Annotated in this window: 14 protein-coding genes and 1 pseudogene; 7 read left to right on the forward strand and 8 right to left on the reverse strand. The window is 65.6% G+C overall.

Features of this window, described 5'->3' with window-relative positions; genetic code table 11:
• Positions 1-18 precede the first annotated feature (18 nt).
• Positions 19-8,541 (forward strand): SDR family NAD(P)-dependent oxidoreductase, encoded by an 8,523-nt coding sequence (locus ACIBW7_RS09480; RefSeq protein ID WP_397045814.1) that lies wholly within the window; start codon positions 19-21, stop codon positions 8,539-8,541.
• A 43-nt stretch (positions 8,542-8,584) separates the two neighbouring features.
• Here ACIBW7_RS09480 and ACIBW7_RS09485 read toward each other — a convergent pair whose 3' ends face one another.
• Complete coding sequence (locus ACIBW7_RS09485; RefSeq protein WP_397045816.1) at positions 8,585-9,343, reverse strand: thioesterase II family protein; 759 nt, start codon at positions 9,341-9,343, stop codon at positions 8,585-8,587.
• Entirely contained in the window at positions 9,336-10,193 is an 858-nt protein-coding gene (locus tag ACIBW7_RS09490; protein ID WP_397045818.1) for a class I SAM-dependent methyltransferase, read from the reverse strand. The genes ACIBW7_RS09485 and ACIBW7_RS09490 overlap by 8 nt, the downstream gene beginning before the upstream one ends.
• A 136-nt stretch (positions 10,194-10,329) precedes the next feature.
• On the opposite strand from ACIBW7_RS09490, the gene ACIBW7_RS09495 reads away from it, so the two are divergent.
• The gene (locus ACIBW7_RS09495; protein WP_397045820.1) at positions 10,330-11,667 is read left to right on the forward strand and encodes a cytochrome P450; all 1,338 of its coding nucleotides are present in this window, start codon (positions 10,330-10,332) and stop codon (positions 11,665-11,667) included.
• 162 nt (positions 11,668-11,829) lie between these two features.
• Here the strand turns inward: ACIBW7_RS09495 and ACIBW7_RS09500 are convergent, their stop codons facing one another.
• Complete coding sequence (locus ACIBW7_RS09500) at positions 11,830-13,551, reverse strand: MFS transporter (RefSeq protein WP_397045822.1); 1,722 nt, start codon at positions 13,549-13,551, stop codon at positions 11,830-11,832.
• Between the two features lie 125 nt (positions 13,552-13,676).
• Between ACIBW7_RS09500 and ACIBW7_RS09505 the strand changes: the two genes are divergently transcribed.
• The gene (locus ACIBW7_RS09505) at positions 13,677-14,567 is read left to right on the forward strand and encodes a sigma-70 family RNA polymerase sigma factor (protein ID WP_397045824.1); all 891 of its coding nucleotides are present in this window, start codon (positions 13,677-13,679) and stop codon (positions 14,565-14,567) included.
• 200 nt (positions 14,568-14,767) lie between these two features.
• On the opposite strand, the pseudogene ACIBW7_RS09510 reads toward ACIBW7_RS09505, so the two are convergent.
• From ACIBW7_RS09510 to ACIBW7_RS09525, 4 genes and pseudogenes are all read right to left on the reverse strand, one after another.
• Positions 14,768-14,857: pseudogene (locus ACIBW7_RS09510) on the reverse strand (AAA family ATPase); the annotation flags it as partial.
• 6 nt (positions 14,858-14,863) lie between these two features.
• Positions 14,864-15,361 (reverse strand): hypothetical protein, encoded by a 498-nt coding sequence (locus ACIBW7_RS09515; protein WP_397045825.1) that lies wholly within the window; start codon positions 15,359-15,361, stop codon positions 14,864-14,866.
• A gap of 5 nt (positions 15,362-15,366) precedes the next feature.
• Complete coding sequence (locus ACIBW7_RS09520; protein ID WP_397045827.1) at positions 15,367-16,446, reverse strand: MerR family transcriptional regulator; 1,080 nt, start codon at positions 16,444-16,446, stop codon at positions 15,367-15,369.
• A 44-nt stretch (positions 16,447-16,490) separates the two neighbouring features.
• Positions 16,491-17,474, reverse strand: coding sequence for a cation diffusion facilitator family transporter (locus ACIBW7_RS09525; protein ID WP_397045829.1), 984 nt, complete (start codon positions 17,472-17,474; stop codon positions 16,491-16,493).
• Positions 17,475-17,778: 304 nt separating this feature from the next.
• On the opposite strand from ACIBW7_RS09525, the gene ACIBW7_RS09530 reads away from it, so the two are divergent.
• The 4 genes from ACIBW7_RS09530 (at position 17,779) to ACIBW7_RS09545 (ending at position 21,289) form a co-directional block, all read left to right on the forward strand.
• Positions 17,779-18,588, forward strand: coding sequence for an SAM-dependent methyltransferase (locus tag ACIBW7_RS09530; RefSeq protein ID WP_397045831.1), 810 nt, complete (start codon positions 17,779-17,781; stop codon positions 18,586-18,588).
• A gap of 24 nt (positions 18,589-18,612) precedes the next feature.
• Entirely contained in the window at positions 18,613-19,893 is a 1,281-nt protein-coding gene (locus tag ACIBW7_RS09535) for a diguanylate cyclase domain-containing protein (RefSeq protein WP_397045833.1), read from the forward strand.
• A 16-nt stretch (positions 19,894-19,909) separates the two neighbouring features.
• Complete coding sequence (locus tag ACIBW7_RS09540; protein WP_397045835.1) at positions 19,910-20,464, forward strand: GNAT family N-acetyltransferase; 555 nt, start codon at positions 19,910-19,912, stop codon at positions 20,462-20,464.
• A 324-nt stretch (positions 20,465-20,788) separates the two neighbouring features.
• Positions 20,789-21,289: a CGNR zinc finger domain-containing protein gene (locus ACIBW7_RS09545; RefSeq protein WP_397045837.1), complete on the forward strand. Its 501-nt coding sequence runs from the start codon at positions 20,789-20,791 to the stop codon at positions 21,287-21,289.
• Between the two features lie 177 nt (positions 21,290-21,466).
• Here ACIBW7_RS09545 and ACIBW7_RS09550 read toward each other — a convergent pair whose 3' ends face one another.
• Complete coding sequence (locus ACIBW7_RS09550) at positions 21,467-22,192, reverse strand: hypothetical protein (RefSeq protein WP_397045839.1); 726 nt, start codon at positions 22,190-22,192, stop codon at positions 21,467-21,469.
• Positions 22,193-22,781 lie beyond the last annotated feature (589 nt).

Genomic DNA, 22,781 nt, shown 5'->3' on the forward strand with positions numbered 1-22,781 from the left:
GGTGTGGCCGGGTTGTTCGTGGCCGGTGCCGAGGTGGACTGGGCCGGTTTCTACGCCGGTTCCGGAGCTCAGCGAATCGACTTGCCCACCTACGCCTTCCAACGTCGGCGTTATTGGATGGCCGAAGGGTCCGCTGGTAGCGGGGACGCTCGGGCGATGGGCCTGGTGGCTACCGGACATCCCTTCGTTTCGGCGGTGCTGTCGCAGCCGGACTCCGACGTGGTTTCTGTCAGTGGCAGGTTGTCGCTGCAAACGCATCCATGGCTGGCCGATCACAGGGTTATGGACACCGTGCTGTTCCCCGGCACCGGTCTTGTCGAACTCGCTCTGCACGCCGGGGAGCGGGTGGGCTGCTCTGTTCTGGATGAGCTGGTTCTGCGGGCGCCGCTTGTGCTGTCGGAGTCGGCAGGGGTCGCGGTGCGTGTTGTCGTCGGTGGCGAGGACAGCGCGGGTCGTCGCGGGGTGCGAATCTTCTCCCACCCCGATGATGATGTCGATTCGTTGCGGTCGTGGACGCTGAACGCCGATGGCGTGCTGGCGTCCGGATTCGATAGCGCGGCTGTGGATTTGGTGCAGTGGCCGCCGGCCGGAGCGACCGCGGTCGATATCGATGGTGTCTATGACTCTCTCGATGCGCAGGGCTACCACTACGGTCCCATGTTCCAGGCGCTGAAGTCGGTGTGGCGCGCAGCGGACGGGGTCTACGCCGAGGTCGAATTGCCCGAGCAGACCCGATCCGAGGCGGAACGGTTCGCTGTGCATCCGGCGTTGCTCGACGCCGCTCTGCATGCTTTGCGTTTCGCCGATGACAAGGCCGCGGCGGGCGCCGGGCTGGCGTTGCCGTTCGAGTGGTCCGGTGTCACCGTGCATGCGGCCGGGGCCGACGCGTTGCGTGTTCGGCTCACCCGTATCGGTGAACACGGTGTCGCTCTGAATCTCGCGGACCCGACGGGCGCCCCGGTGGCGACGGTGCGGCAGCTGGCTTCCCGGCCGATCGATCCCGCACAGCTCACGGTCGGCACACCTATTGCCCGTACCGCTCTGTTCCAGGTCGGTTGGACACCGATCTCGGTGTCCGAGGCCGAAACCACCGCTGTGGGATGGGCGGATCTCGATAACGATGTGGTTCCGCAGGTCGTGGTTCTGGAGTGCCCGTCGGGTAATGATCCCGCCACCATCCACGCTGCGACGCACGAGGTTCTCCAGGTCCTCCAGTCCTGGACTGCGCAGGATCGGTTCACCGAATCGGTCCTCGTGATCCGCACCAGCGGTGCTGTCTCGGTAGCCGGGGAGGACATCACGAACTTGGCCGGTGCGGCGGTGTGCGGTCTGGTTCGTTCCGCGCAGGCGGAGAGTCCTGGCCGAATCCTGTTGCTCGACACCGATTCCGAATTCGGTGCACTGCTGGGCGGGATCGTGGCCGCAGCCGAACCTCAGGTGGCCGTGCGTAATGGGCAAGTACTCATCGCGCGGCTGGCCCGTGTCGATTCCACCTCGACTGTTTCCATCGAAACCGCTTCGGCGACTATCTCTTTCGACCCGGACGATACTGTTCTGATCACCGGCGCCAGTGGTCTGCTCGGTGGGTTGTTCGCCCGGCACCTGGTCGCCACACACGGTGTTCGTCACCTGTTGCTGTTGAGCCGGCGCGGCGCGGCCGGTCCTGATGCTGCCGAATTGCGAGTGGAGTTGCAGCGTCTGGGTGCCGACGTCGAGTTCGTCGCGTGCGATGTCGCCGATCGTGATGGACTGGCGCAGGTACTGGCCAACGTGCCCGCGGGGCATCCGCTCGCCGGGGTGTTCCACATGGCCGGTGTGCTCGATGACGGCGCCATCGCTTCGCTGACCGCGGATCGGATGGACACGGTGTTGCGGCCCAAGGTCGATGCCGCCCTGCACCTGCACGAACTGACCGCCGATCTGCCGTTGAAGGCGTTCGTGCTGTTCAGCTCGGCGGCCGGTGCGTTCGGCAACGCCGGGCAGGGAAACTATGCCGCGGCCAACGCCTGCCTCGATGCCCTGGCGGCACACCGCAGGGTCTCGGGCCGGAGCGGTCAGTCCTTCGCCTGGGGTCTGTGGGACGGCGGTATGGCCGGGGAACTCAGCGATGTCGACCGGCATCGCATGTCTCGGTCGGGCCTGTTGCCGCTCTCGGAGGAACAAGGCCTCGCGCTGTTCGACGCCGCGACCGGGGTAGACGCGGCGACGCTCGTCCTCGCCCGTTTGGATCTGGACACCATGCGTAGTCCAGGGGTGGTCGTGCCGCCGCTGTTCGCTGGGTTGATCCCCGCTCGCCGCAAAGCGGCCTCGGCTGCCGCCACCGCACTACGCGCTCGGTTGACGAACACTCCCGACAGCGAACGCCTCGGCGTTCTCGTCGAGATCGTCCGTGGTCAGGTCGCGTCGATTCTGGGTCACCAGAACGCGAGCGCCGTCGCTGCCGACAAAGCCTTCAACGAGCTGGGCTTCGATTCGATCACCGCCGTCGAGTTCCGCAATGCCCTCAACACCGTCACGGGACTCCGGTTGCCCGCGACTCTGGTATTCGACTATCCGACACCGCAGGCACTTTCGGAGTATCTGGCCGACGAGTTCACCGGTACCAGCCAGGACATCGTGGTCACCGCCAGCAGATCTGTCGACGACGACCCGATCGCTGTGGTCGGAATGGCCTGCCGTTACCCCGGCGGAGTCACGTCCCCTGAGCAACTCTGGGAACTGGTCCGTACCGGCGGGGATGCGGTATCGACGCTCCCGGTCGACCGAGGCTGGGATATCAATGGCCTCTACGATCCTGAACCCGGCCGCGCGGGCAAGTCCTACACCCGGGAAGGTGGGTTCCTGCACACTGCTGCCGACTTCGACGCGGAATTCTTCGGGATCAGCCCGAACGAGGCCACGATGATGGATCCGCAACAGCGGCAACTACTGGAAACGACGTGGGAGGCGTTGGAGCGTGCCGGCGTGGATCCGGCGGTGCTGCGTGGCAGTTCGACCGGAGTGTTCACCGGTGTGATGTACCACGATTACGCGCAGGGGACCGGGAGCAGCGCCGCCGGCAGCTTGGTCTCCGGGCGCATCGCGTACACGCTGGGGTTGGAAGGCCCGGCCGTATCGGTGGATACGGCGTGTTCGTCGTCGTTGGTGGCATTGCATTTGGCTGCGCAGTCGCTGCGGTCGGGTGAATCCGATCTGGCATTGGCCGGTGGTGTGGCAGTGATGGCGACACCGGAGACGTTTGTGGAGTTCAGCAGGCAGCGGGGTTTGTCGCCGGATGGTCGGTGTAAGTCTTTCGCGGACGGGGCCGATGGTGTTGGTTGGTCTGAGGGTGCTGGTGTGTTGGTGTTGGAGCGTTTGTCCGATGCGCGGCGCAATGGTCGTCAGGTGCTTGCGGTGGTTGCTGGTTCGGCGGTGAATCAGGATGGTGCGTCGAATGGTTTGACTGCTCCGAATGGTCCGTCGCAGCGGCGGGTGATTCGGCAGGCCCTGGCGAATGCTGGGGTGTCGCCGGTCGGGGTGGATGTGGTGGAGGCTCATGGTACGGGGACGACGTTGGGTGATCCGATCGAGTCCCAAGCCCTGTTGGCGACTTATGGGCAGGATCGGGATGCGGATCGTCCTCTCTGGTTGGGGTCGTTGAAGTCGAATATCGGTCATGCTCAGGCTGCGGCGGGTGTGGGTGGTGTGATCAAGATGGTGATGGCGATGCGGCACGGGTTGCTGCCGAAAACCTTGCATGTTGATCAGCCCAGCACCAAGGTCGACTGGTCCGAAGGCCACATCCGGTTGTTGACCGAGTCGGTGCCGTGGCCGGAGACGGGTCGGCCGCGTCGTGCGGGTGTGTCCTCGTTCGGTATCAGCGGGACGAATGCTCACGTCATCATCGAGCAGGCCCCGATGCCGGCGGTGGCTCCGGAGCCGGTGGCCAAGACTGTCCCGGCTGGTGGGTTGCTGCCGTGGGTGGTTTCGGCACGCAGCGTCGAGGCTCTTGCCGGTCAGGCTGCTCGTTTGACATCGCATGTGGGCGACCACGATCCGATTGATGTCGGTTTCTCGTTGGCGTCCACGCGTGCTGTGTTCGACCATCGCGCTGTTGTGTGGGCCGATGGCCGTGATGGTCTGCTCGCGGGAGTGCGGGCGTTGGCTGCCGGTGTGCAGGTACCGGGTGTGGTGTCCGGCCGCATCGTGCCGGGTTCGACGGGGGTGGTGTTTTCGGGTCAGGGTGCGCAGTGGGCGGGTATGGCTGCTGAGTTGCGCGTGTTCCCGGTGTTCGCTGAGGTTTTCGATGCGATTGTTGCTGAGTTGGATCCGTTGCTGGGGCAGTCGGTTTCGTTGGATTCGGCGTTGTCGGACAGTGATTTGGTCGATGCGACGGTGTTTGCGCAGGCGGGGTTGTTCGCGTTCGAGGTGGCGTTGTTCCGGTTGCTGGAGTCGTGGGGTGTGCGCGCGGATGTGGTGGCGGGTCATTCGATTGGTGAGGTCGCTGCTGCGCATGTGGCGGGTGTGTTGTCGTTGGCGGATGCGTGTGTGTTGGTGGCTGCGCGTGGTCGGTTGATGCAGGTGTTGCCTGTGGGTGGGGCGATGGTGGCGGTCGGTGCTTCGGAGGCTGATGTTGCGGCGCTGCTGGTTGGTGAACTGTCCGGTGGGGTGTCGATTGCGGCGGTGAATGGTCCGTCGTCGGTGGTGCTCTCTGGTGTTGAGGGTGATGTCGTCGCGATGGTCGAGGCGTGTGTTGAGCGTGGTTGGCGGACGCATCGTTTGCGGGTGTCGCATGCTTTTCATTCGGCGTTGATGGAGCCGATGCTGGCTGAATTCGCTTCGGTGGTTGAGGGTTTGGTGTTTGCTCGGCCGTGTATTGGGTTGGTGTCGACGGTGTCCGGTGCTCGGGTCGTGGATGAGATGAGCGATTCGTCGTATTGGGTGGGTCAGGTTCGGGAGACCGTGCGTTTTGCTGATGCGGTCGCCCAAATGGCGGCTATGGGTGTGTCTCGGTTCGCTGAGGTCGGACCCGATGCGGTGCTGACCCCGATGATCGCCCAGACGCTCGACACCGCGACCACAATCCCGCTGACCAGAAGGAACGACGCGGACCCCGCGACCCTGCTGACGGGGCTCGCCCGGTTGCACGTCACAGGTTCGGCGGTGGAGTGGACGAGCTACTACGCCGGCACTGGCGGCGAGAAGACAGATCTCCCGACATACAGCTTCCAGCACCGCCGCTTCTGGACCACGGGCCCACTGCATACCGGGGAGGCCCACGCTCTCGGCCTCCGGTCCACCGAGCACCCCATGCTGGGCGCGTTGGTGGCGCAGCCGGAGAGTGGGGGCGTCAGGTTCACCGGCCGCCTGTCCACGGCCACCCATCCCTGGTTGGCCGATCATGATGTGCTCGGTACCGTGCTGCTGCCCGGCACCGGATTCGTCGAGCTGGCCACGCATGCCGGAGACCAGATCGGCTGCCCGGAACTCGCGGAGCTCACTCTTCTGGCGCCGCTCGTATTCCAGGGGCATGGCGGAGTGCAGATCCAGGTGATCATCGGTGACGGCGACGAGACCGGTCACCGACGGCTCGACATCTACTCGCGCAAGGATGAGGACGATCCGTCGGTCCCGTGGACCCACCATGCGCAAGGCACCGTGAGCCCGGGCGAGGAGAGCGGCGAACCAGCAGGCTGGGCCGATTTCGCTCAGTGGCCGCCGGTCGGTGCAACGGATGTCCGGTTGGATGGCGCTTACGACGAACTCGCCGACAACGGGTACAACTACGGGCCTGCCTTCCAAGGGCTGGTAGCCGTGTGGCGCCGCGGCGAGGATCTCTTCGCCGAGGTTGCTCTGCCCGAGCAGACCTCTACCCAAGGCTATGGCGTACATCCGGCGCTGCTCGATGCGGCTATGCACGCACTGTCCTTCAGCCTTCCGCAGGGCGTCGACCCCGATGCCGAGCGGCCGACCCTCGTGCCATTCGCTTGGTCTTCGGTGCGTTTGCACGCCGACGGCGCCCGGCGGGTGCGGGTTCGGTTGACCTGGCTGAATCAGGGGACAGTCGCCCTGGCGATGGCCGATTCCGGTGGCGCGCCACTGCTGTCCGTACGGTCCCTGGCGTTGCGCCCGTTGTCCGTCGAACTGCTCTCGGCCGCAACCCGATCCTCGCAGGACGCGCTCTACGAACTCACTTGGCGGCCCGGTCCGGAGCTGCGATCCATAGCGGGAGTCTCCTGGGGCGAGTGGGACGCGGTGGAGTCGGCCTCGGTCTTGCTGTTCCGGCCCCCGGTCGACGGCGGTGAAGTGCCGGTCCGGCTGCGCACAGCTTTGCACCGCACACTCGGCGTCATCCAGCAGTTCTCGAGCGAAGAACGCTACGCCGCAAGCACTTTGGCCGTGATCACTGACAGCGCGGCCGACCCGGCCGCGGCTGCTGTGTGGGGTCTGGTGCGCGCGGCGCAGGCGGAAAACCCGGGTCGGATCGTACTCATCGAGGCCCCCGAAGCGACAACGGCGGATCACCTTGTGGCCGCAGCGATGACGGGCGAGCCGGAACTGGCTGTCCATCGAGAAGGGACACGGGTGCCGCGGCTCATCCGCGCCGCGTCGCCCGAATCGGAGCGGCCGACACCCTGGGATCCCGAACGGACTGTGTTGATTACCGGTGGTACCGGTGGGATCGGTCGCTACCTTGTCAAGCACCTGGTGAGCGAGCACGGTGTGCGACACCTGCTGTTGGCCGGCCGCCGTGGACCGGCCGCCGCCACGGATCTCATCGAGGAACTCGACGGTCTCGGCGCCGAGGTTCGGGTAGCCGCTTGCGATGTCGCAAACCGTGATGCGCTGCGAGACCTGCTGGCCTCGATACCCGCGGAGCATCCGCTGGGCGCGATCGTCCACGTGGCGGGCGTTGCCCACAACGGGTTGGTCGACACCTTGACGCCGGAGCAGATCGACTACTCCCTCGGTGCCAAGGCCGACGCCGCTTGGTACTTGCACGAGCTCACCCGGGAAGCCGGGCTGTCCGCCTTCGTGCTGATCTCCTCGGTGGCAGGCTCGATACTGCCCGCGGGGCAGGGCGGCTATGCGGCGGCCAACTTGTTCCTCGACGCTCTCGCGACCCACCGTCACACCGAAGGTTTGCCGGCCACCTCGCTCGCGTATGGCCTGTGGGGCATCGACACCGGACTGTCGCAGTGGCTCAGCGAGGCTGACCGGCAGCGTATGCGTCGCCAAGGTCTGCCGCCACTGGCTGCGGACAAGGCGCTCGAATTGTTCGATGTGGCATTGTCTTCGGAGCGCCCGATCCACGTACCGGTCGAGATCGACCTTGCCGCACTGCGTGCCCGGGACGCGGTGCCCGCGCTGCTCCGCGACTTGGCCAAGCGGACCGGGCGTCGGCAGAGCAGCGGAACGCAGGATGTGGGAGCGCTTCGCAGGCGACTGGCGCAACTCTCGGAATCCGAACAGGAACAGTGGCTCCGGACGCACATACTCGAGAACGCGGCCAGATTGCTGGGGCACGAGAGCGCTGATGCTCTCGACCCCGAGCGGGACTTCCTCGAATCGGGGTTCGACTCCCTGGCTGCCATGGAGTTGCGAACCGCGCTCAACGCTTCCACTGGTCTGACGCTGCCGACCGCCGCGATCTTCGATCACAAGACGCCGGCGGCGCTGGCCCGATATCTGCAGAAGGAGCTCACCGCAGTCTCACGAAGGGACCACGGGCACGGTGGCGAAGACGACTCGTTGTACGGGATGTTCCGTGGTGCGGTAACGAATGGCCAGGCCGGCAAGGGCTTCGCCTTGTTGCGGGCGGTGGCGGAGCTGCGCGACCAGTTCGCCTCGGCGCACGAACTGGACCGACTGCCGGTGCCTGCGCGACTCGCTGTGGGTCCCACCCTGCCACGGATCATTTGCCTCAGTCCGCCACTGGCCACCGGCGGCGCACATCAGTACGCCAGGATCACATCGCACCTGCGTACTACCCGTGACGTCTTGGCGCTGCCGCCAATCGGTTTCAGTACGGGAGAGCCATTGCCCGCGACGCCGACGGCGGCATTGGAAGCATTGGCGCGTTGCGTCCTCGAGGTGGCGCAGGGAGATCCGTTCGTTCTGCTCGGGTATTCGTCGGGCGGCCTATTGGCCTACCTCGTCACCGAGTACCTGGAAGCGGTCGATGGCCCAGCGCCCGTCGGCGTGGTCATGCTGGATACCTACAAGGTGCACGATGACGGCGAATGGCTGCTTCGGGAGATGGCCGAACACATGGTGTCGAACGAAGCTACTTTCGGTCGCTTCGACCATGCCCGGTTGACCGGTATGGGCCGGTATGTGCAGCTGCTACAGGAGATGGTGCCCGGCTCCGTCGTCACGCCGACATTGTTCGTCCAGTGCGCCCAGTCATTCCTGGCGAGCTCATCGGATCGTGTGGATTGGCAGGCCGAACCGTGGGATTCAGCGCATACCGTTGTGTCGGTGGAGGCTGATCATTTCACGATCCTGGAGGACGGCTCGGTGGATGTAGCGGAAGCGATCGAGGGCTGGCTCGACAGCTGAGAGTAACGACCGGGTGGGCGATAGCTCACCCGGTCGTGCTCGCCTAGTTCAACAGCGCTTGTGAGCTGTGATCACGGATCAGCTGCGCTACCGGGCGGCAATTCGAATCGATAAAGAAATGACCGCCTGGAAATGATTCGGCGAAGAAGCTTCCGGAAGTGTGCGAGCCCCATACCTCGATTTCCGTGAGACTCGCATCGGGGTCACGATCGCCGACAATTGCGACGATAGGGCTGCTGACCATCGCGTCCGCACTGCACTCGTAGGTCTCGATGGCTCGATAGTCGTTCCTGACGATCGACAGGATCAGCTCTCGAAATTCGGGATCCTCGAGCAACGCCGATGGTGTACCGCCGAACTGCACCAGGTGCTCACACAGTTCTCGATCGCTCAGCAGATGCGCTCGCAGCTCGGGCAGCGGCGCCGAAGGCGCGCGCCGACCGGAGGCGAACAGAACCCTCGCGCTCGCTCCCAATTCCTGCTCGAGCCGCCGGCATGCCTCGAAAGCTACGACAGACCCCATACTGTGCCCGAACAAGGAAAAGTCCTTGGCATCCCCGACTGCTGCTGTCAGCTCGGGAAGCAGGCCGTCGACGAGGTCCGGAATATTCCCCACGAGCGGTTCACGTCGTCTGTCTTGTCGCCCCGGATACTGGACAGCAAAAACCTCGTATTCCGGCCCGACGCATTCGGCCAATGGGCCGAAAGATATGGCGGAGCCGCCGGCGTGCGGAAAGCAAATCAGTTTATGAGATTCAGCCGCCGGCGCGGGAGACAGGCGACGTAGCCAGCTATTACCCATGGGTGAGCCGCACCACCGAACTCCAAGGCTTCCACGAGTTTTCGATCGGCTTGCGGGGATCCGGCGGCGGGAAGAGTGTCGCCGGCTTCATGAACCACGGCAGCCGGTTGAACCGGTGTGCCGCCGAGGCCAGATGTTCCACCTCGTCGGCCGTCCAGCCGAGGTCGGCGAAGAAGCCCAGCGGATCGACCGGACCGAACTGCCAGGGGGCATTGGCCAGCAGTTCGGTGGTGGCCTTATTCATCCGCTTCACAACCGCCTGGTTATTGACATCCAGTGCCCACCAGGCGATTTCAGGGCGAGCCAGCGCGGCGGCCAAGCCGACGACATCGTCGTCGCTGAGGTAGTAGATCAGACCCTCGGTGAGTACCAGCGCGCGCTGCGCGCCGGCGAGGGCCTCGTCCAGGAACTGCCCCCGCACCTCGGGATCGGCGAGATCCACCGGCGTGCGGGTGAGCGCGCAGCGCGGCGACTCCCCCCGCAGCAACTCGTTCTTCTCGGCGACCAATTCGGGGAGATCGGCCTCTATCCAAGAGAATTCGCTGGCCAGGTCCAAACGGTACGGGCGGGTATCCATACCCGCGGCCATATTGACCACTCGATCGCAGCCCTGCGCGATGGTCTTCAGGATCAGGTCGTCGACGAGTTTGGTCCGTGTGACCAGGTTCCAGCCATTGAGCATCAAGCGCGGTGTGTGGGCGGCTATGGCGCGGCCCCGCTCCCCGGCGACTCGGTCGGCGAGGGGATCGTGAAAGAGGGCATCCGGGCGCGCGGATTCGGCGGCGCGGAAGGCAGCCACCCAGCGGGCGGTGTCGGAAACGTTGGTAACTAGTTCAGCTGTCTCGGCCACCAATGCAGTCTTGCACAGCACACGAAACGATGCTCACGACCGCGGAGGGGGCCGATCCGAATAAACCGGATAAACCGGACTCACTGCGGGCCATCTCGACGTACTGTGGGTTTTTCGCCATGGCACAGGGGTTTTGATGAACGCAAGTTACGCGGTCAGGTGGGCTGCCGAGCACGGGCTGCCGCGGTTGGCGTTGCGCGCGAAGTATCGCCTGGGCGACCCGTTCGCCCGGCTACTCAGTGGCGAGGAAGGCCGCAGCGATCCGTATTCGCTGATCGAGCACCTGCGTGGGACGGGCGGGGCGCAGACCGGCCCGGTCGGATACGCGGCCTTCGATTACCAGCTGTGCCGGGCGATCCTGCGCGACAACAGATTCGGCGTGCGCACCCCGATCGACCCCAAGGTGCCCGGCCCGCTGCGCCGCTACGCCGAGCGAGTCGTGTTGCCGCCCAACCCGATCGAGGCGCCGTCGATGTTCATGCTCGACCCGCCGGAGCACAGCCGGTTGCGCAAGCCGGTCGCCGCCGCGTTCACCCCGCGCGCCGTCGCCCGGTTGGGCGACCGGGTGCGCGAGGTCACCACCGAACTACTCGACGCCATGGCCGCGCGCGGATCGGTCGACCTGATCGGCGATTTCGCCGCGCGGGTCCCCATCGCCGTCATCGGCGAGATGCTCGGATTCCCCGCCGCCGACCGCGAGCTGTTCCTGCGCTGGGGTGACGTGGTCACCCCGCTGCTGGACGTCGGGATCTCCTGGCGGGCGCATCGGCGCGCGATGGCCGCGACGGCTGCGATGGAGGGTTATCTCGCTGCCCACATCGAGAAGTTGCGCCGCGAACCCCGCGAGGACATCTTCAGCGTCCTGGTGTCCTCGGGCGAACTGAGTACCACCGAGCTGATGGCCAGCGCGAACGTGCTGATGGGCGCGGGCTTCGAGACCACGGTGAATCTGATCGGCAACGCGATCCCGCTCCTGCGGGCCAACCCTGACCAGCTCGACCTTTTGCGCGCCGAGCCGCAGCGCTGGCCCGGCGCGATCGAGGAGGTGCTGCGGTTCGACCCGCCGGTGCAGTTGACCTGTCGCCGTGCACTGGAACCGGTGGATCTCGGTGCGGGCGTTCGCCTTCGGCCGGGAGAGTCGATCATCGTCTCGCTGGCAGGCGCCAACCGTGATCCCGCGCAGTTCCCCGATCCGCATCGATTCGACATCACCCGTACCAACGCCAGGGAGCACCTCTCGTTCGGCAGCGGCGTCCACGCCTGCATCGGCGCGAGCCTGGCCAGGCTGGAAGCAGGCCACGCGCTGCCCGCCCTGTTCGAACGCTTCCCCGACCTGCGCCTCGACGGCGAACCACGCCGCCGCGGCCTGTCCACCCTGCACGGGTACCAGCACATGCCTGCCCGGCTGGGGCGACCGGCGGCTGCGCCGGCTGTTCCGTCCATGGCATCCGGCGACCGCAGGTTCAAATCCTGACTCCGTTACCAGGATTGCGGCCGGGCTCGGAACCGCTCGAGGATGTGCCAGGTGACCAGTCTGATCAGGCGACCATGCAGGGCCGGGTGCCGGTCACGAGGGCTTGCGGTCGATATCGCCACATTGCATCGTCGAATCGGCTGTCCACGCGTGCACATGGTCTCAGTGCACGGCATCCGATGCAAGGGAATCCGCGCCGGGCCAATTTCTTTCGGGTTCTGCGGTCAACCGGCGCGGGAGTGCGAACACACCTGCGGCGACGGCGATGAGAATGCCGATCGCCCACCACAGGGTTTGCGCGAAGGCGCGAGACATGTTGTGCGCGTTGGCTTCTAGCCCTGCCTTGGTCAGCGCTTGCTGCAGCGGCTCGGAGAACGGCTGTCCGGGTGGCGGCTGGCAGCTGGATGGAATGGCGGTGGGGTCGGTGGCGGCGGAGCGATCGTGTACGCAGGCACGGAACTGGGTGAGTATCCGGTCTCGGGCGGTGGCCGGGATGTTCAGGTCGGCGAGTTGCCGTTGGACTGTGGGGATGGCTGCGTTGGTGCCGTGGGCCGAGGTGTTGTCGATTTGGGTGAAGAAGAAGACTCCGGCCAGCGCGACGCCGAGCGCCATGCCGACCTGCTGGATGGTCGACAATTGTCCGGACGCGGACCCGGCATCGTGGCCGGGCACCCCGGACAGGATCAGGTCGACGGTCGGGGCGACGAAGAGTCCGAACCCGAACCCGCTGATCGCGAGCGGTGCGAACATCTGCGCGGAGGTGATGCCGGGGCCGTAGTGCGCGGCCAGATAGAGGTACAGACCGAACCCGGCGGCATTGATCATCGCGCCCGCGAGCAGAACCATCCGCCCATAGCGCGGCACGAACACCTCCACACTGGTACCCGCCCCCGCGGCAGCGGCCACCGCGAACGGCGATGCGCTCAGCCCGGCCCGCAGCGGCGTCCAGCCGAGCCCCGCTTGCAGGTACAGCGTCCACACCAGGAAGTAGCCGCCCAGGGCGACCCAGAACAACAGCCACACCGCCATACCGGCACTGAAGGTGCGCTCCCGGAACAGATTCAGCACCACCAGCGGCGATCCGGCCGTCTCGCTTCGGCGGCGTTCATAGGCGACGAATACCGCGAGAACCAGCACGGCGGCCGTCATCAGCGCGAAGGTCCAGACCGGCCAGCCGAGGGTGCGCCCTTCGGTCAGCGGATACACCAACAGCAGTACCGCGCCGATCGCGAGGACGGTGCCGATCGGATCCAATCGATCCGCCGTGGCCGAGCGAGACTGTCGCACCAGCACCATCGCCGCGGGAATGGCGAGCAGCCCGACCGGCACATTGACCAGGAAGATCGGCCGCCATGCCCAGCCGAAAAGGTTGGCCTGCACCAGGATTCCGCCCACGATCAACCCGGCCACCGATGCCGAGCCGAGCACACCGCCCCAGATGCCGAGCACCTTCCCGCGTTCGGCGGCGGGAAACGATACGTGCATGATCGCCAGGATCTGCGGGATCATCAGCCCGGCCGTCGCGCCCTGGACCATCCGTGCGGCGATCAGCCACGCCGGGCCCGGGGCGATTCCGCATGCCAGCGATGCGAGCGTGAAAAGGGTGAGGCCGACGAGCAGGATGGTTTTGCGGCCGAGCAGGTCGCCGAGCCGGCCGCCGGTGATCAGCATTGCCGCGAATCCGAGCAGATAACCCGACACCACCCACTCCAGATCCGCGTAGGGTGCGTTCAGATCGCTTTGGATTGTCGGCAGCGCCACATTCACGATCGTCACATCGAGTAGGTCCATGAACCCGGCCACCAGCAATACCACCAATGCGAGCCAGCGCCGCCGATCCGGCGTCGGCTCCAATGTGGGGCGCAGTTCGGATGTCTTGCGCATCAGCTCGTCCTTCTGTCCGAGATGGATCCGCGGGCGTGTCATGTCACCGCGGTTTCGGCCGTCATAGATATGACGGAGCACGACCCGTCGACATGACAGGCGAATCGGACGGAAGGAGACCGCCGATGACCGACGAGACCCAGTGGCTCGCGCAGCGCTTCGAAGACCACCGCGCCCACCTCAGCGCGGTCGCCTACCGCATGCTCGGGTCGGCCGACGAAGCCGACGACGCCGTCCAACAGGCATGGCTGCGGCTGGACCGCGCCGACACCGCAGGCGTGCGCAACCTGCGGAACTGGTTGACCGCGGTCGTCGCCCACATCTGCCTGGATATGTTGCGCGCCCGTAAGGCCCGGCGCGAAGATCCGGTCGGCGCGCTACCGACCGAGTTGCCCGCCATCCCCGCTGACTCCGTGGATCCGGAAGAAGAAGCGCTGTTGGCCGACTCGGTCGGACTTGCCCTGCTGGTCGTGCTCGACACCCTTACTCCAGCTGAGCGGCTGACTTTCGTGCTGCACGACCTCTTCGACCTGCCATACGCCGAACTCGCGCCCATCCTCGGCCGTACTCCGGCCGCCGCCGCCCAACTGGCCGCCCGCGCCCGCCGGCGCGTCCGCGGCGCGTCCGTGGGCGAGACCGACCGCATCGCCGATGAACGTGTGGTCGTCGATGCCTTCCTACAGGCCGCCCGCGCCGGTGACTTCGACGCGCTGATAGCCGTGCTCGACCCGGACGTCGAACTGCACGCAGACGCTGTCGCTGCCCCCAGCGGACACCCGATCCGCATGAGTGGCGCCCGCCGCGTCGCCTCCAGCGCCCTGATGTTCTCCAGCCAGGCCCCCTACACCCGCCCCGCCCTCATCGATGGCCACATGGGCCTGGTCGTTGCCCCAAGCGGAAACCTGAATCTCCTCCTGGCCTTCACTATCACCGACCAACGGATAGCCACCATCGACATCATCGCCGACCCGAACCGTCTCGCTGACATCTCTTTGGCCGTTCCCGATGAGACGTAAAGTCCGCGGCTTCCGGAAAACTCGGCGGTCTGATGCCCCGGCAGCGATTCGATTCCGATGTTGTGTTCGCGACGGCAATGGAGCACACCGAAGAGCGTCGGCAGTGTAAGCAGACTCAACTCGTCGCCGGGTTCTGCCGCGAAATCCGGCCGCCCGTGCACCAAGCCTTCCTCGATTTCGTCCCGGCCGATCGCGGGGCACCCCACCTTGGCGGCCAGCGCATGCGCGAGTGTTGTCTTACCGGCGCCCGGCGGTCCGCTCACGACGACGAGAGTGGGCAAAAGACTCATGGGCAGCTACCCGCGTCCATTCGGAGCGGAGGCCCGTCGAGCGGTCGTCCGCGTCCGAATCGCTTCGGCGACTTCATCAATGGCGGTGCGAATCATCGCGCCGTAGCCGTCGTCGTCGAGCGCATCAGCACAACCTCGCGCCGCGTCGATCTCGCCCTGTGCCGCATCGAATGAACCGAGTCGCCGGTAATTGTCGGCCAGATTCAAGTGCAGCGACGGATAGAAACCTCGCACGTCCAGATTCGCATCATGCCGATGCAACCGCGCATCGGTCAGACTGTCCGCCGCGTCCAGCGCCCGAACATCCCAGCAAAGCGCTTGTGCCGCATCGTCATACAGATCCGCGAGATAGTGCGCCAACGTGCACCGGTGCAATGGATCACCCTGCGGACCGAGCGCCGCCCATATTTCGAGCAGCGCCTCCCGTGCGACCTCCGGCGAGCCTGTTCGCCCGAGCTCGACCGCCTCTGTGATGGCGGCCATGGTTGCGCCAGCGGCATTCATGCGCCCTACTCCTTCGAATTCGCAATGGCAGTCGGCATAACGAGCGTGGTCAACTCACCGTCCGTCGCGGAACGAACGACCACGGGTGCGTCGGCCGCAGCGATATCGAGCATGATTTCCGGACCGATCGCACTCACCAATGCGGGCCGTAATGTCGTGGGGGAGAAGGCAAGTTCGATACCCGGTCCGGTAACGGTGGCCGGAATGTGCAGGCGCGCAAGTGGCTCGGGATAGCCGGGCGAGCTGCGTTGTCCATCGCAGGTCGCAAAGAGCCCGGACTGATCGACGGCGAAGAACACCGACGCCGAACCGCCCGCCTCGAGCACTGCGAGCAACGCATCCCGCCCCGTCACCACCCGCGTCCGAACCGCACCCAGTCCCGCCAACATCGCCCGATAATCCGGAAACGCCGCATCGATGGTGCCGCACCGACGCTCGGAGCCACCACCGGTCAGGACGAGCGCATCGTCCAAAGTACGCACGGTGACTTCATCCAATCCCCGCAGCCAGGAACCGATTCCCCCCAACTCACCCGCATCGGCAACCACCGACCACGCCCCACCACTCGGCCGCACCGGCACCATCGCCCGCGTCGACAGCCGATACCGATCCGTGGCCGTCAACGTGACCGAATCGGCACCCGACTCCACCAAAACCCCAGCCAGCACCGGTATTTCGCGATCCGATGCCGCCGCCGACCGCACCTGCTCGATGGCCGCCGCCAGCACTGCCGCGGACAACACCACGCCCGCCCCGATCTCCTCCTTGATCACCCGCGCGACCGCAGCAGCCTCCCGCGCCCGCCGCGCGAGCTCCGCCACATGCTCGTCGAGCAACCGCCCCGCCCGCGCCCCGTCCCCGTTCAAAATCTCCGAAACAACCTCCAGCGGCATCCCGATTCCCCGCAGCCGCCGAATCATCACCCCGTGCTCGACCTGCGCGTCGCTGTAGTACCGATATCCGGTCACTTCATCCACCCGAACCGGAACCAGCAAACCGCAATCGTCATAAAACCGCAGCGCACTGGCCGTAAGCCCACAGGCTCGCGCCAACCCGCCGATCGTGATCAACCCATCGCCCGCCACCCGCTCATCATGGAGCCTCAGGTAACCCGAAGGTCAAACGGTGGTCAGGACCGGTGCACCGGCCCATGCGCCTCCGCGCAGTGCGCATCATCGGCGGAAACCGTCGGTTCCGACGAGTGGTCCACTTGCAAAGTCGTATGTTCCAACCCGAATTCGTCGTGCAGCACGGTCTCGATCTTCGATCGAATCGCATGGCAGTCGGCAGCGTCGTCGACGAGGATATGCGCCGACAGCGACGGCTGTCCGGAGGTGATCTGCCAGACGTGCAGGTCGTGGACCTCGGTCACCTGCTCGAGCGTGACGATGCGCGCGCCGATGGCGTCGGGATTGAGATGGGCGGGCGCGGCCTCCAGGAAGATCCGCCCGGATTCCCGAACCAGGGACCAGCCCGCCTTGATCATCAACGCCGCGACGACCAATGCCGCGATCGCATCGGCACGGGCGAATCCGGCCAACCACACCACCGCGCCCGCGATGGCGGTCCCGATGAAGGCATAGAGGTCGTTGAGGATGTGCTGGAACGCGCCTTCGACATTCAGACTGGTCCGGTTGGCGCGGCTGATGCTCCACGCGGCGGCGATATTGACCACGATCCCGACCAGCGCCGTGACCAACACCAGCGGCCCTTCGACATCCGGCGGATTGATCAGCCGATTGATGCCCTCGTACACGAACCACGCCGCGAGCAGCAGCAAGGTAATCCCATTGGCCTGTGCCGAAAGGATTTCGACTCGCTTGAACCCGTAGGTGTATCGCCCCTTCGCCGGACGTCGAGCCAACCGGATCGCGATCATCGCGAGCACGATCGAGGCGGCATCGGTCAGCATGTGCGCGGCATCGGAGATCAGCGCGAGCGACTGCGCGAGCAGGCCGACGACCACCTCGGCCACCATGAACGCGACGATCAAGCCGAGCGCGATCGCCAGCCAGCGCGGATTCGAATCCGCCGAGACACCGTGGTCGTGGCTGTGGCCGTGTTTGTCCGAATGGCCGGAGTGTGCGTGGTCATGCGAGTGGTCATGATCCATGTGTTCAGCCTCGCTGACCGCCACTGCAGACCGCTTCGGCGACACGCACTGCTCGCCCATAGTCGAATGCCCCTTCCAGTTGATACTGCTGCCGTTGGTCAGCGTAGCGGATCTTGCACTCATGCGCATGTATGAATATGGCACACGCCTGGAAGGCCCAGATCAACAGTGGCGAATTCGTGATCATTCGGACCGACCGGCCCGACTACTATGCGGACTGCACCTATCGGTGATCAACAACGCGGTATCCGGCGGTGCGGACCTGGATGGGTTGGTCCGATGGTGTGACTGCAGAGGGGATGCGATGGACAGGCCGGCGTGGGCGCCCGAGGGCGTGGATATGCGACAGGCGAGCCCGGCACGGATGTATGACGCCTTGCTGGGTGGCTCACACAACTTCGAGATCGATCGCAAGGCCGCCGAGGCCGGTAAACAACTGGTGCCCGACCTGCCCCGGCTGGCGCTGAGCAACCGGGCTTTCCTGCGCCGCGCGGTCCGCTTCCTGGCCGACCAGGGCGTGCGTCAGTTCCTCGATATCGGTTCGGGCATTCCGACCGCGGGCAATGTGCACGAGGTCGCACAGTCGGTTGATCCGGAGATTCGCGTGCTCTACGCCGATATCGATCCGGTCGCGGTCGCCCACGCCCGCGCGATCCTGGTGGACAACGACAAGGCCGCGGCCATCGAAGCCGATCTGCGCAAGCCCGACGAGCTGCTCGCCCGAGTCCGCGAGACCGGCCTCATCGATTTCGAACAACCGGTCGGCGTATTGCTGGTGGCGGTGCTGCACCTGCTGTCCGACGAGGAGCGGCCGGTCGCGAAGGTCTCCGCCCTGCATGCGGCCGTCCCGGCCGGAAGCTACGTCGCGATCTCACACCTGACATCGGAGTCGCGCCCCGAGGATGCGGGCAAGCTCGGCCGCAATGCGGCCGATGTGACCCGGGTAGGCATCCACTTCCGCTCGAAGGACGGCATTTCCGCGATGTTCGACGAGTGGGAGCTGGTCGAACCCGGTGTCGTCGAGCTACCCGCCTGGCGGCCGGAATCCGACCGCGACCTATATGAGACGCCGGGCCGATCGCTCGGCCTGGCGGGCGTCGGCCGGAAGGTCTGACCGGAGCCGTGGCAGGGGGTTCGTGTGGGGACGCGTGAGCTGGCAATGCGATGGGCGGAGGCGCTCGACGGCGCTGTCGCTCCGATCCTCACCCGAAGCCAAATCGAAACTCTGCTAGCGGAACTCGCCGAGGTACTGGTCGCGGCCGTGTGCGGGACGCGGGAGGTCGCGGTGGCCCAGGACGCCGCCGCGGTGCTCGTCGCGGCGAACTATCGTGACCAGATTGCCGTCAGCCGTTCAGTTCTGGTTATCTGCCGGGATATCGTTCGTGAAATCTGCCCCACCGGAACCGAATCCGATTACGAGCCAGTTCGCGAGCGTGCGATAGTTGTCGCTGCCGAGTTCGCCGCGGGTTTCACCTATGCGCTGCGGAACGCGGCGTTAGGGGAGCAGGAAACCACACTCGCAGCGGCGTTTTCGGCCGCGCAGGAGGCCGAGGTGCGAAGGCAATTGTCGGAGGCCAGGTTCGAAGCGGTCTTCGCGGGAGCGTCGGTTGGGATCGGGACGGTCGACGTCACCGGTCGGGTACTGGAGGTGAACGCGGCCATGGCCGATATGCTCGGACTACCCGCGGCGGTGATGCCGGGTCGGTCGGTCGCCGAATTGCTCGGTCCCGCGAATATCGGTGACGCATATGCCAATTTGGAGCACCTACTCAGCGGGCGGACCGACCGCTTTCGCCTCGAAACCGACCATCTCCGACGCGACGGCACCATCACCAGCATCGATCTGTCCATGTCCGCGGTACGCGACAACAGTGGGCAGGTCCGCTTCCTGATCGGCGTCGCCGTCGACGTCACCGAACGCAAACAACTGGCCGACCAGCTGTGGCACGATGCCAACCACGACAGCCTGACCGGTCTACCCAACCGCGTGCTCTTCTTCAATCGACTGGCCAATGCCATTCCGCCAGTTGGTGTTTGCTATCTGGACCTCGACGGGTTCAAGGAGGTGAACGATGTGTGGGGGCATACGGTAGGGGATCGGGTGCTGCGCGACGTTGCCCAGCGTCTTCGTGAATCCGTCGAATCGGTCGGCGGCTTGGTCGCGCGAATCGGCGGCGACGAGTTCATCGTACTCGTCGAGAAGTGCACGGGCACAGAGCAATTGGAAACAGTTTCCGCGCTCCTGCGCGACCGGCTCGCCACCCCGATACAGGTGGCAGGCCGGCCAGTTGTCGTAGGCGCAAGCATCGGAACGGTTTTCGCCGAAGACCGCCCCACCGACATCGACGAAATGATGCACGCCGTCGACACCGCGATGTACCGCAACAAAACCACGGGAGGACGCCGGCTGCGGCATTAGCTACCAACGGAAGGTCATGATGTTCGCGATATCCCTCGGTGCCGACGGCGCCGAGCTGCGTCCGCTCGAACCGGGGCATGCCGCGGAGTTCCTGGAACATATGGACCGGGGGCGGGAGTCCATCGGGCAGTACATCAAAGTTGCCGATGCCGTAACGGATCTGGAGTCGAGCCGCACCTACCTGCGCGAGTACGCGGAGAAAGCGGCGGCCGACACCGGCCGGATCTATGGGATCCGGCTGGACGGCAAGTTGGTCGGCAGCGTCCTGTTCCGGACGATGGACCTCGCACTCGGCGTCGCCGAGGCGGGTTGCTGGCTGGAGCCCTCGGCCGCGGGCCGTGGCCTGGCGACCCGGGCCGCCCGCGTGATCATCGACTGGGCAATCCGGGAGCGCGGCATCCATCGCGTGGAGTGGCTGGTCGCGTCGCCTGATCTCGCCAGTATCGCCGTGGCGCGGCGGTTGGGAATGACCAAAGACGGTGTGCTGCGGGAGTTTTACCCGCATCGAGGGCAGCGGCTCGATGTGGAGGTCTGGTCAGTGCTGGCCCCGGACTGGCGGGCGGGCAGCTAGTGCCCCCGTCCAGATAGGTTGCCGCGCTATCAGGTCCGGCTCGCTCGCCGAGCGCAGTCGAAACGCCGCACCATACGCCCTACGGCACCGCCATATGACTGCGCTCGACGGATCTCGATACCTCACAAGCTATCTGGACGCGGCACTTGGCCCATTGTGCTGGTCCCTGCCAGCGCCACAACCGATCCGTGCTCGCTGATCAGCCACCGCCCGCAGATGCAGCGCAGGTAGCTGGTGGCGCCGTGTGACGACACGAGGGTAGGCGACGACCAGGAGCAAGACGGGCAGGTAGCGATCATGCGTCCAGCCTGATGTAATGACTTAGTGCATTTCAACCCTTACGGAGGCGCGGCGGCCGAACTCGCCGCCCGCCTGGTGAACGCGGACCCGCGGCAAGACCTGCTGCAACTGCTCGCCGATTCCGGCTACCAGCCGCTCGGCGTCCTCAACACCCGGCAGACCGCCGAGCTGCGCCGCTGGATCGCGCGGCTCGACGAGGTCTTCACGGAACCGAGCGTCGACTTGCTCAACGCTTTACTGGCCGAAACAACCAGTCAGCCCTACATCTCCACCCACGACGGCCGTGCGCCGCACCTGCACTACGCCCGCGAGGACGCGCCCACCGACGAGCGCGTCAAGGCGTACACCGCGGCCGGGCTCGCGGAACTCTTCTGCGAGGATCCGGGCCGCATCGGGCGCTGTGCCCGCGAGGGCTGCGGCGTTGTCTTCGTCGACACCTCACGCAACGGCAGGCGCAGATACTGTTCGACCCGCTGTTCGACCCGCGTGCACGTCGCGGAGCACCGCACCCGTCGCTCCGCCTGATCTTGGGCGAGCGGTTGCCCGCGTTCTGCTGGTGATCGCGTCGTCGCTGGTAAGCAGGTCGTGCAGGGCTACGTCGGACGGATTGTCGACCACATGATCCGGAGCCGCGCTCGTCGCCCTGACTTCACCCATTTTCGTTCATGTCGTGCATTCTTACCGAATTCTCCTGGGGCCGGATCAGTTCCGTAGCCGCACCGGCAACGCAACCAGTCCGTGCGACCGCCATGACGCCCGATACTCCAGCTCGGATTCCGGAACAGCCAGGCGCACTCGCGGATACCGAATGAACAACTCCGGCACCACCGCGTCGACGATCAGATCGCTGACCTGTGCGCCCAGGCAATAGTGGGGTCCGCGCCCGAACATCAGGCTCGGTCGCCCATTGCGGGCAGGATCGGAATCGGCACCGAATACCGACAACAACACGGTGTCGCCCTTGGGGATGATCTGGTCGCCAATCGCCAAGTCGCTGACGGCGAATCGCCGAATCGCGAACGGCAACGGATTGGCAGCCTCCATCAACTCACCACGCCGAGCCTTCCAGTCTGCTGGTATACCAGTGGACAAAAGCGTCGCAAATATGTTGCCGCACAGATGAACCGCGTTCTCCAGCCCCGCCAGCATCATCAGAAAGGCCAGCGAAACCAACTCGTCCTCGGACAACAAGTCCGCGTCATCCCGAGCCCGCACCCACCCACTGATCAGATCATCGCCCGGCTCATCCCGCTTGGCCCGCACCACGCTCGTGAATGTCCCCGCCAGCCACTTGACCGCTTCTGCCAGCCGGCCCGCGGATTCCTTCGACGACGCATCGAACGTCACCATCGCAGTGGCGGCAGCACGCAACTCGCCATGCCGATCAGCGGGCACCCCGAGCAACTCGCCGATCACCAGCGCAGGCACCCGAACGCAGAGCTTATCCAGCAGATCAACTGTGCCACTGGAATTTTCGCCCAGCGACTCGAACGCAGCCGCGCTGATCCGGTCAACCGGCTTCCGAAGCGAATCTACCGACCTCCGTGAAAACGCAGGCGCGGCGAGCCGCCGTATCCGAGCATGCTCGGCGCCATCCGAATTCAGCAGATTCCGATCCAACGCGGGCGGCAACGCGAATCCCGAATACCCACCCCCGGAATACCGCTTGTCCACACTCAGCCGCCCATCCCCCAACAGCCCCGCCACCTCGTCATACCCACCGACCACCCAAACCTGTTGCCCACCAGGAAGTTCACCCCTCCGAATCGCCCCACGCCACCCACCATGCTCCCGCCACCGATTTCGACCGGAGATCCCAACCGGACATGTATCGACCATCACCAATCCTCACTGACGCCCTCATCGCAGGATATTGGTGGGGATGATGCGATCACCACCGCGCGGTTCACGGGCTGCTATCGAACTGAGCGGTGCGGACGCCTGCCTCACCGGGTGTGGTCGACGGCGCGTTGGAGGTATCCGCCGCGCAGTGGCGGATCTGGTAGTAACCGCTGGC

It is taken from the genome of Nocardia sp. NPDC049526, assembly GCF_044465765.1.
Lineage (GTDB): Bacteria > Actinomycetota > Actinomycetes > Mycobacteriales > Mycobacteriaceae > Nocardia.

Excerpts from the sequence above, each read along its gene's own strand:
- ACIBW7_RS09530 (WP_397045831.1), top strand. The coding sequence starts at position 17,779 with ATGGACAGGCCGGCGTGGGCGCCCGAGGGCGTGGATATGCGACAGGCG.
- ACIBW7_RS09500 (WP_397045822.1), bottom strand. The coding sequence starts at position 13,551 with ATGCGCAAGACATCCGAACTGCGCCCCACATTGGAGCCGACGCCGGAT.
- ACIBW7_RS09495 (WP_397045820.1), top strand. The coding sequence starts at position 10,330 with ATGAACGCAAGTTACGCGGTCAGGTGGGCTGCCGAGCACGGGCTGCCG.
- ACIBW7_RS09485 (WP_397045816.1), bottom strand. The coding sequence starts at position 9,343 with ATGGGTAATAGCTGGCTACGTCGCCTGTCTCCCGCGCCGGCGGCTGAA.
- ACIBW7_RS09515 (WP_397045825.1), bottom strand. The coding sequence starts at position 15,361 with ATGAATGCCGCTGGCGCAACCATGGCCGCCATCACAGAGGCGGTCGAG.
- ACIBW7_RS09525 (WP_397045829.1), bottom strand. The coding sequence starts at position 17,474 with ATGGATCATGACCACTCGCATGACCACGCACACTCCGGCCATTCGGAC.
- ACIBW7_RS09540 (WP_397045835.1), top strand. The coding sequence starts at position 19,910 with ATGATGTTCGCGATATCCCTCGGTGCCGACGGCGCCGAGCTGCGTCCG.
- ACIBW7_RS09505 (WP_397045824.1), top strand. The coding sequence starts at position 13,677 with ATGACCGACGAGACCCAGTGGCTCGCGCAGCGCTTCGAAGACCACCGC.